The 15,285-nt window shown below is 57.5% G+C and carries 8 protein-coding genes; 1 reads left to right on the plus strand and 7 read right to left on the minus strand.

Annotated elements, in window-relative coordinates; all coding sequences use genetic code 11:
* Window positions 1-40: 40 nt before the first annotated feature.
* The 7 genes from ACVCAM_RS17475 to araB form a co-directional block, all read right to left on the minus strand.
* Window positions 41-3,553, minus strand: a complete 3,513-nt coding sequence (locus tag ACVCAM_RS17475) for an autotransporter outer membrane beta-barrel domain-containing protein (RefSeq protein ID WP_348581695.1) — start codon at window positions 3,551-3,553, stop codon at window positions 41-43.
* Window positions 3,554-3,861: 308 nt separating this feature from the next.
* The gene (gene rluA, locus ACVCAM_RS17480; protein WP_008502014.1) at window positions 3,862-4,521 is read right to left on the minus strand and encodes a bifunctional tRNA pseudouridine(32) synthase/23S rRNA pseudouridine(746) synthase RluA; all 660 of its coding nucleotides are present in this window, start codon (window positions 4,519-4,521) and stop codon (window positions 3,862-3,864) included.
* Window positions 4,522-4,533: 12 nt separating this feature from the next.
* The gene (gene rapA, locus ACVCAM_RS17485) at window positions 4,534-7,440 is read right to left on the minus strand and encodes an RNA polymerase-associated protein RapA (RefSeq protein ID WP_008502013.1); all 2,907 of its coding nucleotides are present in this window, start codon (window positions 7,438-7,440) and stop codon (window positions 4,534-4,536) included.
* A gap of 128 nt (window positions 7,441-7,568) precedes the next feature.
* Window positions 7,569-9,926, minus strand: coding sequence for a DNA polymerase II (gene polB, locus ACVCAM_RS17490; protein ID WP_407223049.1), 2,358 nt, complete (start codon window positions 9,924-9,926; stop codon window positions 7,569-7,571).
* Between the two features lie 74 nt (window positions 9,927-10,000).
* Window positions 10,001-10,696 (minus strand): L-ribulose-5-phosphate 4-epimerase, encoded by a 696-nt coding sequence (gene araD / locus ACVCAM_RS17495; protein WP_055321283.1) that lies wholly within the window; start codon window positions 10,694-10,696, stop codon window positions 10,001-10,003.
* Between the two features lie 88 nt (window positions 10,697-10,784).
* Window positions 10,785-12,287, minus strand: a complete 1,503-nt coding sequence (gene araA, locus ACVCAM_RS17500) for an L-arabinose isomerase (RefSeq protein WP_135346508.1) — start codon at window positions 12,285-12,287, stop codon at window positions 10,785-10,787.
* A gap of 10 nt (window positions 12,288-12,297) precedes the next feature.
* Complete coding sequence (araB, locus tag ACVCAM_RS17505; protein WP_135345821.1) at window positions 12,298-14,007, minus strand: ribulokinase; 1,710 nt, start codon at window positions 14,005-14,007, stop codon at window positions 12,298-12,300.
* Between the two features lie 337 nt (window positions 14,008-14,344).
* Here araB and araC point away from each other — a divergent pair, with 337 nt between their 5' ends.
* Window positions 14,345-15,190 carry an arabinose operon transcriptional regulator AraC gene (araC, locus tag ACVCAM_RS17510; RefSeq protein WP_023293301.1) on the plus strand — a complete coding sequence of 282 codons (846 nt, stop codon included), beginning with the start codon at window positions 14,345-14,347 and terminating at the stop codon, window positions 15,188-15,190.
* Window positions 15,191-15,285: the final 95 nt, after the last annotated feature.

Consider the following 15,285-nt stretch of genomic DNA (forward strand, 5'->3'; position numbering starts at 1 on the left):
AGGGCCTGACGGCATGAGCTGCCAGGCCCTTTATACAGCGTTACCAGCTGTAGCGTACGTTCAGGCTACCGTTTACATCGCTGTAATCATTATCACCTTTCTGTCCGGAGACCTGGGCAATAACGCTCCATTGTTTGCTCACATTTGCCTGAATACCCGCTTTCAGCTCCGCACGATCGGCAGGAAGGTCCTGTTTGATCTGTGTGTCACCAAAGTTGACTGCCGTGTCTTCAGAGGTATGCAGCCAGTTGGCCTCCGCAAACGGCTGGATAACCGCGTCGTTCGACTTATTCATCTTGCTGTCAATGCGCAGGCCTAAACGGGTGGTCCAGCTTTCGCCGTTTTGCCCATCAATCGTCGTGCCGCTGCTGTCTTTGATGTCATCCGCACTGTAATCCTGCCAGACGACCTGTGCCTGCGGCGTTAGGCTCAGCGTGTTGTCGCCGAGTGCGATATCGTAGCGGTAGCCTGTTTCCAGCGAAACGGCGTTGGCGTTTGAATCGTAATCCGTTGAGCCAACGTCACCGTTATCTACGCTGTTGTGGTACATCCCATACTGATACCAACTGTCGACATAAAAACCCTGATGCTGTCGGGCATCGGCAAACCATGTTGCATAGACTCCGAGGTTATAGCCATCGACTTTACCGTCAGCGCTAAAGCGACTGCCGTCAGCACCTTTATTGCCAGTGCTGTCGCTGCTGGCGTTGATATAGCTACCCATAACCCCGACCACCAGGCTTTGTTCGCCGTTGTTCCAGGCGGCAACATCGCCCCCAATCTGGAACTGGGAGTAGTTGCTGTCGATATCAATATTGCTCTCTGCCGCAGTAGACTGGTTCTTACCTGCTTTGAAACGCGCCCATGTCGTGCCGTTTTCCGATTTGAACTGACTGCCTTCTCGGTCTGACAGGGTCTGCATTTGCAGATCGCGAGCCAGCCACTGGTTGCTGAGGTATGAACCGATATCGGCACGATACTGAGGCGTTACGTCGCCATTATCACTCGTGGCCTGGGAACGAAGATACCAGTCCCCTGAGTCCTGATACAGGCGGTATTCGTAGGCGTTAATCTGGACCTGATTACCCTGAACAAAGGTACCGTTTGATGCACCGCCAACCTGAATCACTTCAATACCGTTTTGGGTCAGTGCGCCCTGACCGCCAACGTTGTTAATGTACAGGGTGGTGTTCCCGGACGTATTCCCCGTAATGTTAAGCATATCGGTTGGAGACGTGTCGTCGCCTAACTGCGTATTTAGCGTCACAGAACCCTGGTTGCTGGTGTAATCGCCGTTTACGATCAGCGTGTTGCCGGTCGTCGCACCATTGGTTCCCTCAATATTGCCGCTGACAATGCTGCCTGCGTTGCTCAGATCACCATTGATCGTTAGCGTGTCGTTGAACTGAACGGTGCCCTTGCTATTAACATTGCCGTTCACCACACCGTTGGAACCGCCAAACGTGGCGCCTGCCGCGACATTCACGGCCTGCTCGCTGTTTTGTACGCCGATAACGCCAGCCTCGTCCAGCCAGAGCGTGCCCTGGTTCACATCCGTTGTGCCGCTGTAACTGTTTGCGGCATTAAGGATCAGCGTACCTTGCCCCTCTTTGGTCAGCGATTTTCCGTCCCATCCGGTCGTGGCTTCGGCGTTTTGATCGACAAGCGCCGTGCTCAGCGTAAAGCTGCCGTCAGGATTGTTCAGAGTGAATGTGCCGTGAGCCGCTGTTGCCGCTGGGTTCTGGCTGGCATACCAGGTTAATGACGGTGTCAGGACGTAATTGGTCAAGTCGGCGGGATCAATGGTGCCGCTAAAGGTGATGAAGTCAACGGAGCCAGATGCCATGCCCGCGACGGTGAGGTTGGTAAAATTGCCATTGATTGCATTTTCAGCGTCAATCACCGTGAAGGCGCTATCCGCGGAAAGCGTGCTGGCACTACCGTAACCTGTAATATTCAGTGTGCCATCAAGCGTCGCATTCTGAGCGACAATAGGCGCACTGGTCGCGTTTGCGTCAAGATAGACATCAGTTTGGCTGTTAGCCCGAAGGGTGAGATTACCGACATTGAGTGTACCAGTACTGCCGTTTTCATCGCCGAGTGTGATGCGTCCGCTGCTGGTAAGATTACCGACGCTGGAATCGGCCGTCAGCAGCCATTGGCTGTTCGCATCCAGCGTCATGCTGACGTTATCACCGCTGGCCTTAACGGCGCCGGACAGCTTGCTGTTTTCAGCGCGAAGGGTGACTGCATCAGTGGTATTGGCCACGGTGAGCAGATTGTCTGCGTTCATCGTTTGCACATTCTTCACGTTAATATCGGCAGATCCGGAATCCACCGCAAAAGCACTTCCTCCTGACGCGGTTGCCGTAATGCTCCCTCCGTCAATCGTAGCGACATTTTTTCCACCGCTGAACGAGAAGGCGACATTGCTACCGGAAACGTTGCTGTGGGTGACGGTCGCGCTGCTGGCGCTTTCTAAGGCAATGGCAGCAGATTGTTCGCTGGTGATATCTGTGCTGTTCGCCTCAAGGGCTCCACCGTGAGTCATCGCCACTGCCCGCGAATTTTCTCCGGACGCGATCGTTGAACCGTTATTCAGTACGAATGTGCTCTTTGCCCCGTCAGAGGATATTGCGTCAGCATTTTTCCCATGAGTGACGATATGAGTGTCAGTGAGTTCTGCGCGTCCGGTATTCATTATGCCAACTGACTGCTCACCGTAAGTTTCAACGTGGGATGCCGCTAAATTAAATGTGTTGGTATAGTTTTGAATACCAAAGCTCTGGCTTCCGGTAGTGGTAATCGTGACGTTTGAGCCGGTCAATTCACCGTCGTTATATATACCTGCATTACCAAAATCTCCCGTGGTGTTTATATTCACATTGTCTAATGAAAGGGTGGCATATCGGTTAACAATAGCCCGAGCCATGCCATACCCGGAAGTCGTAATGGTCGCGTTTTTTATCGTCAGGTCTGCGCCATTCAATATCTCAACACCATAAGAACCCTCTCCCGTCGCCGTATAGCTCCCCCCGTCAATGGTGCCTTTTGCATTAGAGCTAAACAATACGGCAGAGGCGATCTCGCCTTCCGTCGAAACGGTAAGGTTGTTCAACATGGCTTCTGAGTTATCACCGACAATGGTTATCGCATGACTGCCTTCCCCGGAAGTGCGGATTGTGGATCCCGAATCATCGAGCGTGATTTTCGCTCCATTCGACACGGATAGCCCCATGCCTGCATCCCCGGTTGTGGATATCGTTAAGGCGCCGTTATCGGTGACGATGACATCAGAGCCAGAGGCGGATACCGCCGAGGTATTAGGGCTCGTCGTTGAATATTCACCACTGATGGTATTACTACCCGGGACTGCAACAAACGTCGTGTCACTGGCGTGTGCGGTACCCACAACACCTGTCAAGATAAACGTTGCGATCGCGCTTCCGGCGCGTACGCAGGATTTGACTTTGCTGTCCCCTTTTGAAAACTCCGAGGCAACGATGTACATATTTCTGGCGCAATTCCAGACGATGTTATACGAACGGTTCATACACTTCCTTGTGAATCAATGAGTAAACTAAGTGTGGCTGTTGAGTAGAAAAATAACTCCGTTTGGATAGGGTAGAGTTAGTATTTCCTTAAAATGAGCTGGATTATCAGTAATAAATTGCATCGTGTTCAATTTAATATTTTTTAATCCAAACCTTAGTCTTTCTAAAAATACTGAGTGTTATTTAAGGAAGAGATAATTATCGTGAATGAACTTGGGCGGGTTTTCAGATGAGCAGGGGAGATATATATGCTGTGTGAATATTTACCGTCGACAGTGAGCTGGCAGTAAATATTCACATCAGGAATTTAAAAATCGACCGGGGCTTTAAACGTCATCGCGTTACCGAAGGCCGGATGGGTGATGGTAAGCGTCTGCGCGTGCAGCTGCAGACGTGGCGCTAAGGCCAGCGCTTCAGGCGGCGCGTAAAAGCGGTCGCCCAGAATCGGATGACCCAGCGCAAGCATATGCACGCGCAGCTGGTGTGAACGTCCGGTAATCGGCTTAAGCAGGACGCGCGCGGTATTATCCGGCGCGTACTCAAGCACTTCATACTCAGTTTGCGCGGCTTTACCGGTTTCATAACACACCTTCTGCTTTGGCCGATTCGGCCAGTCGCAGATCAGCGGTAAATCCACCAGCCCTTCCGCCTGCGCCGGGTGACCCCAGACGCGGGCGACATACTGCTTCTTCGGCTCGCGCTCGCGGAACTGGCGCTTCAGCTCGCGTTCTGCCGCTTTGTTCAGCGCCACCACAATCACGCCGCTGGTCGCCATGTCCAGGCGATGGACCGACTCCGCCTGAGGATAATCGCGCTGAATGCGCGTCATCACGCTGTCTTTGTGCTCATCCAGACGACCCGGCACAGACAACAGCCCGCTGGGCTTGTTGACCACCATAATGTGTTCATCCTGATACAGAATGACCAGCCAGGGATCCTGTGGCGGATTGTACGGCTCCATCACCATCTTGCGCTCCGTTTACTGATGCGTCACAACGATAAGACGCAGGGCATCCAGACGCCAGCTTGCCTGATCCAGGCTTTCCAGCACCTGCTGACGGTTGCTTTCAATCGCCGCCAGCTCGTCGTCACGAATGTTCGGGTTCACGGCCTTCAACGCCTCCAGACGCGACAGCTCTGCAGACAGTTTCTCGTCGGCTTCACTGCGCGCGGCGTCAATCAGCGCTCTGGCCGCTTTTTCAATCTGGGTTTCACCCTGCTGGAGAATGGCATGCACGTCCTGCTGCACCGCATTGACCAGCTTGCTGCCGGTATGGCGGTTCACCGCGCTCAGCTGGCGGTTGAAGCTCTCAAATTCAACCTGTCCTGCGAGGTTCGTGCCGTTTTTATCCAGCAGCAGACGCACCGGCGTTGGTGGCAGGAAGCGGTTGAGCTGCAGCTGTTTCGGCGCCTGCGCTTCCACAACGTAGATCAGCTCCAGCAGCAGCGTGCCTACGGGCAGCGCCTTGTTTTTCAACAGGGAGATGGTGCTGCTGCCGGTATCGCCAGAGAGGATCAGATCCAGCCCGTTACGGATCAGCGGGTGTTCCCAGGTGATGAACTGGGCATCTTCGCGGGACAGCGCCACATCACGCTCGAAGGTGATGGTGCAGCCATCTTCCGGAAGGCCCGGGAAATCTGGCACCAGCATGTGATCGGACGGGGTCAGGACAATCAGGTTCTCGCCGCGGTCGTCCTGGTTAATGCCCACGATGTCGAACAGGTTCATGGAGAAGCTGATGAGGCTGGTGTCATCATCCTGCTCTTCAATGCTCTCAGCCAGCGCCTGCGCTTTTTCCCCGCCGTTGGAGTGGATCTCCAGCAGGCGGTCGCGGCCTTGTTCAAGCTGCGCTTTCAGCGCGTCGTGCTTCTCGCGGCAGGACTTAATCAGATCGTCAAAGCCGTCGGTGTTTTCCGGCGCGGCCAGATAGCCGATCAGATCGCCGTGCACCTGATCGTAAATAGTGCGGCCCGTCGGGCAGGTATGTTCAAACGCATCCAGACCTTCGTGGAACCAGCGCACCAGCACGGACTGGGCCGTTTTTTCCAGATACGGCACGTGGATCTGAATATCGTGCGCCTGACCGATACGATCCAGACGACCAATACGCTGCTCCAGCAGATCCGGGTTGAACGGCAGATCGAACATCACCAGGTTGCTGGCGAACTGGAAGTTACGGCCTTCAGAACCGATTTCAGAGCAGAGCATAACCTGAGCGCCGCTGTCCTCTTCGGCAAACCACGCCGCGGCGCGGTCGCGTTCAACGATGGACATGCCTTCGTGGAACACGGCGGCGCGAATGCCTTCGCGCTCGCGCAGGACCTGCTCCAGCTGCAGCGCGGTGGCCGCCTTGGCGCAGATCACCAGCACCTTCTGGGAGCGGTGCGCGGTCAGGTAGCCCATCAGCCACTCTACGCGCGGATCGAAGTTCCACCAGGTGCCGGTATCGCCTTCAAATTCCTGGTAGATTTGTTCCGGGTAGAGCATGTCGCGGGCGCGCTCTTCCTGCGTTTTGCGCGCGCCCATGATGCCGGAAACTTTAATTGCCGTCTGATACTGCGTCGGCAGCGGCAGCTTAATGGTATGCAGTTCGCGTTTCGGGAACCCTTTCACACCGTTACGGGTGTTACGGAACAGGACGCGACTGGTGCCGTGGCGATCCATCAGCATGTCGATCAGCTCTTTACGCGCGGATTCCGCGTTGTCGCTGTCGCTGTTAGCGGCCTGCAGCAGCGGCTCGATATCCTGCTCGCCAATCAGATCGCTCAGGGTGTTGAGTTCGTCATCAGAAAGACGCTTGCCCGCCAGCAGCAGCGCGACGGCATCCGCAACCGGACGGTAGTTATTCTGTTCTTCCACAAACTGCCCGAAGTCGTGGAAACGGTTTGGATCGAGCAGGCGCAGACGGGCGAAGTGGCTTTCCAGACCCAGCTGTTCCGGCGTAGCGGTCAACAGCAGGACGCCAGGCACGCGCTCGGCAAGCTGCTCGATAGCCATATATTCGCGGCTCGGCGCGTCTTCGCTCCAGACCAGGTGGTGCGCTTCGTCGACGACCATCAGGTCCCACTCGGCATCGCACAGATGCTCAAGACGCTGCTTGCTGCGGCGCACGAAGTCGAGAGAACAAATCACCAGCTGTTCGGTTTCAAACGGGTTGTCCGCATCGTGCTGGGCTTCGGCGTAGCGTTCGTCATCGAACAGAGAGAAGCGCAGGTTAAAGCGGCGCAGCATCTCAACCAGCCACTGGTGCTGTAAGGTTTCTGGCACCACAATCAGCACGCGCTCGGCAGCGCCGGAAAGCAGCTGTTGGTGCAGGATCATGCCCGCCTCGATGGTTTTACCCAGGCCCACTTCATCTGCCAGCAGCACGCGCGGCGCATGGCGACGGCCCACGTCATGGGCGATGTTCAGCTGGTGGGGGATCAGGCTGGTGCGCTGGCCGCGCAGGCCGCTCCAGGGCATGCGGTACTGTTCACTCTGGAACTTACGCGCGCGATAGCGCAGGGAGAAGCGATCCATACGGTCGATTTGCCCGGCAAACAGGCGGTCCTGCGGCTTGCTGAACACCAGCTTGCTGTCGAGCAGCACTTCGCGCAGGATGACATTGGCCTCGTCGGTGTCCAGGCGAGTGCCGATGTAGGCGAGCAGTCCATTCTCTTCTTTTACGTCTTCAATCTTGAGCTGCCAGCCGTCGTGGCTGGTCACGGTGTCACCCGGATTAAACATCACGCGGGTTACAGGGGAGTCATTGCGGGCGTACAGGCGGTTTTCACCGGTGGCAGGGAAGAGGAGGGTAACCATGCGCGCATCAACGGCAACGACGGTTCCTAATCCAAGTTCGCTTTCTGTATCGCTGATCCAGCGTTGACCAAGTGTAAAAGGCATAGTTGTTCGGCTCTAATCTTTAATTGCAGGCAATAGTTCGACCACCGTCAAAAAAGACGGTCATCGAAAAATGGGTCCGGGAATGGAAAGGGCGCTATGGTACTGGATGGCAGCCATTTCGTCACGCGTCAAAATAGGCCAAGTTGCCCTGTCACTAGTGTAGCAAAATCATCGTCGATGAAGGGCAAAATTCCGTCGGCAACCGGCTGAAGCTGACGCGTCAGATAGTGTTCATAATCCAGAGGCGAGTGCTGATAATCCACCGGTTCCGGACCGTTTATCGTCCAGACGTATTTGATGGTTCCCCGATTCTGATACTGCGGCGCGCGGCCACGGCGGACGTTTTCTTCGTCCGCGAGGCGCGCGGCGCGAACGTGCGGAGGAACGTTACGCTGGTACTCCGCGAGCGGGCGGCGCAGGCGTTTGCGATACACCAGCTGCGCGTCAAGTTCGCCTGCCATCAGGCTGGCTATCGTCTCGCGCACGTAGTCCTGATACGGCTCATTGCGAAATATCCGCAGATAGAGCGTTTGCTGGAACTGCTGGGCCAGCGGCGTCCAGTCGGTACGCACTGTCTCGAGCCCTTTAAACACCATCCGCTGCGCGTCGCCTTCCTGAATCAGCCCGGCATAGCGCTTCTTGCTGCCCTGATCGGTACCGCGGATGGTGGGCATTAAGAAGCGGGCAAAATGGGTTTCAAATTCCAGCTCCAGCGCGCTGGTTAAGCGCGCTTTCTGCAGATGTTCCTGCCACCAGTCGTTCACGAAGGCAACCAGCGCTTTGCCGATTTGCGCGGCATCGTCTTCGGAATGCGCACCCTTAAGCCATACAAAGGTGGAGTCCGTGTCGCCGTAGATGACGTCATAGCCCCGGGATTCAATCAGCGCTTTAGTCTGACGCATGATCTCGTGCCCACGCATGGTGATCGAGGAGGCCAGCCGCGGGTCGAAGAAGCGACAGGCGCTGGTGCCCAGCACCCCGTAGAAGGCGTTCATGATGATTTTCAGCGCCTGAGAAAGGGGCTTGTTGCCGTGGCGCTTGGCCTCATCGCGGCCGTGCCAGATGTTGCCCACGATGTCGGGCAGGCAGTGTTTTTCCCGCGAGAAGCGTGCGCCGAGGAAGCCTTCGGTGCTGTGTTCATCATCCGGCTGGGCCAGCCCCTCAACCAGCCCGACGGGATCGATCAGGAAGGTGCGAATTATCGACGGGTAGAGGCTTTTGTAGTCCAGGACCAGAACGGAGTCATACAGTCCTGGTCGGGAATCCATGACGTAGCCGCCGGGGCTGGCCTGCGGCGGCACGTCCCCGAGGTTGGGGGCAACGTATCCTGCCCGGTGCATTCGGGGAAAATAGAGGTGGCTAAAGGCCGCCACGGAGCCGCCGTGCCTGTCCGCCGCGAGTCCGTTCACCGTCGCGCGCTCCAGCAGGAAGGGCATGATCTCGGTTTTGTGGAAAATCCGCGTGACCAGCTCACAGTCTTTCAGGTTATAGGTGGCGAGCGCGGGCTTGTCTTCGTTAAAGCGCCGGTCGATCTCGTCCATTCTGTCCCACGGGTTGTCGATGGATTTGCCTTCGCCAAGCAGCTCCTGCGCCACCGCTTCGAGGGCGAATGACGAGAAGTTCCAGAAGGCGGACTTGAGCGCCTCGATGCCGTCGATAATCAGGCGGCCGTTCGCCTGTGCGAAGAAAACGCCGTTCTTAAAACCGTGTTCGCGCCACTCAAGCTCGCTGTTGCCGCGTCCGAGCATCAGCGGGATGCGGTAACGCTCGGCGTGTTTTTGCAGCACACGCAGGTCGAACTGCACCACATTCCAGCCGATCAGAACGTCGGGATCGAAGTCGGCAAACCACTGGTTGAGCTTCTCCAGCAGCTGCGGCCGGCTGGTAACATACTCAAGCCGGAAATCCAGCGCGGAGGCATCACCATTCGGTGGCCCGAGCATATAGACAACCCGATCGCCGCAGCCTTCAAGTCCTATACAGTACAGTTCGCCGTGACGGGTGGTTTCGATATCCAGGGAGACCCACTTCAGCGGCGGGCGGTAGTGCGGGTTCGGCTTTAGCCGCGCGTTGATGAGACCGCCATTTTGCGGAGAACCATCGACCCAGACGGGCGCGGTAATAAACCGCTCCATCAGAAAGCGTTCGGGTGGGCGGATATCCGCTTCGTAGAGCGTCACGCCTGCTTCACGGAGCAGTTTTTCATAGCGCATCAGCTGACGATGGGCGCGACAGTAGAGGCCGTAAACCGGCTGACGGTGGAAATCTTTCAGTTCAAGCGGGGTAATGCGCCAGCCGTTTTCACCGCGCAGCAGCTGTTTCACTTTTTCGACGTGCGCTTCAGGAATAAAGGCCACGGATTCCTGCGGGGGCAGCGTAACGTATAGCGGACCGTTATCGGTTGCCAGCCAGAACGCGACCTCGGTGCCCTGAGGGGTATCCCGCCAGTGTCGGGTCAGTAAAAAGCCTTCTTGCGCCTGCGCCACGCCGTTATCCCATAAAACAAAACCAGGCCTGATTATAGCCTGGTTGAATGTTTTATGCTGGGGATATATACAGTTTATTGTCCGTAATAGGCCTTCGCGCCGTGCTTGCGCAGATAATGCTTATCGAGCAGGGTCTGCTGCATGTCCGGCAGCTGCGGCGCCAGCTGGCGGCAGAAGATCCCCATGTAGGCGACTTCCTCCAGCACGATGGCATTATGCACCGCATCTTCCGCGTTTTTACCCCAGGCAAACGGGCCGTGGGAGTGCACCAGCACGCCGGGCATTTGCGCCGCATCGATACCCTGTTTTTCGAAGGTTTCGACAATGACGTTGCCGGTTTCCCACTCATACTCGCCGTTGATCTCCGCATCGGTCATCAGACGCGTGCAGGGAATGGTGCCGTAAAAGTAGTCCGCGTGGGTGGTGCCGGTCGCCGGGATGGACTGGCCCGCCTGCGCCCAGATGGTGGCATGGCGTGAATGGGTATGCACGATACCGCCGATGGTTGGGAATGAGCGGTACAGCAGGCGGTGGGTTGGCGTATCGGAGGAGGGCTTTTTGTTCCCTTCCACCACTTCACCCGTTTCGATGCTGACCACCACCATATCGTCCGCCGTCATCACCGCGTAATCGACGCCGGAAGGCTTGATCACAAACACGCCTTTATCGCGGTCAACGGCGCTGACGTTGCCCCAGGTCAGGGTGACCAGATTATGTTTCGGCAGCGCCAGGTTGGCTTCGAGCACCTGGCGTTTGAGCTCTTCTAACATTGTTGTCTCCAGTGCCGGATGGCGCTTCGCTTATCCGGCCTACAGAACCGTAGGCCCGGTAAACGCGGTGCCACCGGGCATTCAGGGCTTAGCGTTTTGAACCGTAATAGACTTCGTTCCAGCGCAGCGCGTCTTTAAAGGCGGGCAGGCGGGTATCGTTATCAATGACGGTCAGCTCGATATCATGCAGCTCGGCGAACTGACGCATGTCGTTCAGATCCAGCGCGTGGCTGAAGACGGTATGGTGCGCGCCGCCGGCCAGGATCCAGGCTTCTGACGCGGTCGGCAGATCCGGCTGTGCTTTCCACAGGGCGTTGGCGACCGGCAGTTTCGGCAGGGAGTGTGGCGTTTCAACCGCATCGACGCAGTTCACCAGCAGGCGGAAACGATCGCCCAGATCGATCAGGCTGGCGTTGATGGCCGGGCCCGTGCGGGTGTTGAAGATCAGACGCGCCGGATCGGCTTTACCGCCGATGCCGAGGTACTGCACGTCAAGGATCGGTTTTTCCTCTACCGCGATGGAAGGACACACTTCCAGCATGTGCGAGCCGAGCACCAGGCCATTGCCGTTTTCGAAGTGGTAGGTGTAATCCTCCATAAAGGAGGTGCCGCCCTGCAGACCGGTCGACATCACCTTCATGATGCGAAGCAGAGCGGCAGTTTTCCAGTCGCCTTCGCCCGCAAAGCCGTAGCCCTGCTGCATCAGGCGTTGTACTGCCAGACCCGGCAGCTGTTTCAGACCGTGGAGATCTTCAAAGGTGGTGGTAAAGGCGTGGAAACCGCCCTGTTCCAGGAAGCGCTTCATGCCCAGCTCAATGCGCGCCGCGTCCAGCACGTTCTGGCGCTTGTCGCCGTTGATTTGTGCCGCAGGCGTCAGGCGGTAGCTGCTTTCGTACTCGTCCACCAGCGCGCTCACGTCGCCATCGCTGATGTCATTTACCACCTGCACCAGATCGCCCACCGCCCAGGTATTCACGGAGAAGCCGAACTTGATCTGCGCGGCCACTTTATCGCCGTCGGTGACCGCCACTTCACGCATGTTGTCGCCGAAACGCACCACTTTCAGATGGCGGGTGTCCTGCTTAGAGACCGCCTGACGCATCCAGGCGCCGATACGCTGTTGCGCCTTGCCATCCTGCCAGTGGCCGGTGACCACCGCGTGCTGCTGACGCATACGCGCGCCGATGAAGCCGAACTCGCGGCCGCCGTGTGCGGTCTGGTTCAGGTTCATAAAGTCCATGTCGATGCTGTCCCACGGCAGGGAGGCGTTGAACTGGGTATGGAACTGCAGCAGCGGTTTGTTGAGGATAGACAGGCCGTTGATCCACATTTTTGCCGGTGAGAAGGTGTGCAGCCACACCACCAGACCGGCGCATTTATCGTCGTAGTTGGCGTCGCGGCAGATGTGGGTGATTTCGTCCGGCGTCGTGCCCAGCGGTTTCAGCACCAGTTTGCACGGCAGTTTGGCTTCCGCGTTCAGCGCGTTAACGACATGCTCCGCGTGTTTCGTTACCTGCTGCAGCGCTTCCGGTCCGTAAAGATGCTGGCTGCCAATCACAAACCACACTTCATAGTTATTAAAAATGGTCATCATCGTGTCCTTAATGGGTCAGGGTTGCCGTAGTGTCCGCGGTGCTTTTGGCCGGGGCGGCGACAGGGAGATAGTGAAGTTCGGCGCTTTTTGCCCATTGCTGGTAGCGCTGATAAAGCTGTTCAAAGCGTTGTGCCTGCTGGGCACGCGGCTGAAGGGTGTTTTCGACGGCACTCGCCATATGCTGCTGCGCGGTGGGGATATCCGCATGGACGCCAGCGGCTACGGCGGCGAAAATTGCCGCCCCCAGCGCGCAGCACTGATCGGAGGCCACAATCTGGAGCGGACGGTTCAGCACGTCGCAGCAGGCCTGCATGATCACCGGGTTTTTACGGGCGATGCCGCCCAGCGCCATCACGTTGTTCACGTCGATGCCCTGCTCGGTGAAGCACTCCATAATCGCGCGGGCGCCGAAGGCGGTGGCGGCAATCAGACCGCCGAACAGCGCAGGCGCGTCGGTCGCCAGGTTGAGGTCGGTAATCACCCCTTTCAGGCGCTGGTTGGCAAACGGCGTGCGGCGGCCGTTAAACCAGTCCAGCACCACCGGGAGGTGGTCGAGAGACGGATTTTTGGCCCAGGCGTCGGTAAGCTGCGGCAGGAGCTGCTTTTTGCTCTCGGCGATCTGGGTTTTCAGTTCAGGATGTGACGCCGCCAGCCGATCCAGCGGCCAGCCGAGCACGCGGCCAAACCAGGCGTAGATATCGCCAAACGCGGACTGACCGGCTTCGAGGCCGATAAAGTCTGGCACCACGCTGCCGTCAACCTGGCCGCAGATGCCTTTTACCGCGCGGTCGCCGACGGTGGATTTATCTGCCGTCAGGATGTCGCAGGTGGAGGTGCCGATCACTTTGACCAGCGTGTTTGGCTGCGCGCCCGCGCCCACGGCGCCCATATGGCAGTCAAACGCGCCGCCGGAGATAGCTACGTTCTGCGGCAGGCCGAGACGCGTCGCCCACTCTTCGCAGAGGGTGCCGACGGGAATATCGGCGGTGAAGGTGTCGGTAAACAGCGGGTATGACAGGCTCTTGTTGACGATCGGGTCGAGCTCATCAAAGAACGCGGCCGGAGGCAGACCGCCCCAGCTTTCATGCCACAGGGATTTATGCCCGGCGCTGCAGCGGCCGCGGCGGATATCCTGCGGGCGCGTGGTGCCGGAGAGCAGGGCGGGAACCCAGTCGCATAGCTCAATCCATGACGCCGCTGCCTGTGCGACAGACGCGTCCGCGCGGGTGACGTGCAGGATCTTGGCCCAGAACCACTCGCTGGAGTAAATCCCGCCGATATACCGTGAGTAGTCGGTTTTGCCCGGCTGATGGCATAAGCGGGTGATGGCTTCGGCCTCTTCCACGGCGGTATGGTCTTTCCACAGCACGAACATGGCGTTCGGGTTGTCGGCAAACTCAGGACGCAGCGCCAGCACGCGGCCTTCGGCATCCACAGGGGCAGGCGTAGAGCCGGTGCTGTCGACGCCAATCCCCACAACATCGGCCCGCTGGGCGTCGGTCAGGTCTGCCAGAACGGTTTTGATCGCCGCTTCCATCGACTCGATGTAGTCCCGCGGGTGGTGACGGAACTGGTTGTTTGGCGCATCGCAGTAGCGCCCCTCTTGCCAGCGCGGATACCACTCAACGCTGGTTGCTATCTCCTGGCCGGACGTACAGTCCACTGCCAGCGCGCGAACTGAATCGCTGCCAAAATCGAGGCCAATCGCAATTGCCATGGTGTTGCTCCATCGAAAAAACAGGTATGGAAGAACATTAGAGACTGGGGACAAAAGTCGTCAGGCAGGATCCGCTAATCTTATGGACTAAATTGCTGTTGCAACGGAAAGTGTGACGCCGTGCAAATATTCAATGTGGACATTTCTGCCGCACTTATAGACACTTTTGTTACTGGTTATCTGCCTGCTCTGGCGGAGAAATCAGGGGGAAAGGCTGAAACATGGCGGACGTAAAAGCGACGTGATGCTTTTTGGATCTTTTCGCGGGCCATTTTTAACCTGCATTTAGTGATATGGACAATTGGTTTCCTTCAGGACCCTTGGGAGAACTGAATCTATGGCCGAAACGCAGAACGATCCCCTGCTGCCGGGATACTCGTTTAACGCGCATCTTGTGGCGGGGTTGACCCCTATCGAGGCTGAGGGATATCTCGACTTTTACGTCGACCGACCGCTCGGGATGAAAGGGTATATCCTCAACCTGACCGTGCGGGGGGAAGGGATCATCAAGAACGGTGACCAGCAGTTCGTCTGCCGCCCGGGGGATATCCTGCTGTTCCCGCCGGGGGAGATCCACCACTATGGCCGTCATCCGGATGCCAAAGAGTGGTATCACCAGTGGGTCTACTTCCGTCCGCGCGCCTACTGGCAGGAGTGGCTTTCCTGGCCGGCTATTTTTGCTCACACCGGGTTTTATCGCCCGGATGAGGTGCATCTGGCGCAGTTTCGCGAGCTTTTTGCCCAGATAATCGAGGCGGGGCAGGCTGGTGGACGCTATGCCGAACTGCTGGCGATAAACCTCCTTGAACAGCTGCTGCTGCGGCGGATGGAGGCGATTAACGCGTCGCTTAACCCGCCGCTGGATAACCGCGTGCGCGACGCCTGCCAGTACATCAGCGACCACCTGGCCGATAGCCAGTTTGATATCGCCAGCGTTGCCCAGCACGTCTGCCTGTCGCCGTCGCGGCTGTCGCACCTGTTCCGCCAGCAGCTTGGCGTTAGCGTACTGAGCTGGCGCGAGGATCAGCGGATCAGCCAGGCGAAGCTGCTGCTCAGCACCACCCGGATGCCCATCGCCACCGTGGGGCGCAACGTGGGCTTTGAGGATCAGCTCTATTTCTCCCGCGTATTTAAAAAATGCACCGGTGCCAGCCCCAGTGAATTTCGCGCGGGATGTGAATAAACGGTAAAAAAAGATAAACAAACAGGTGAATGCAGAAAGCAACCTGTAAACTATTCAGACAATTGTTGCCTTGACGCGGTGCGGGGCGCTAAGCA

Source organism: Enterobacter sp. CFEC122, assembly GCF_052983755.1.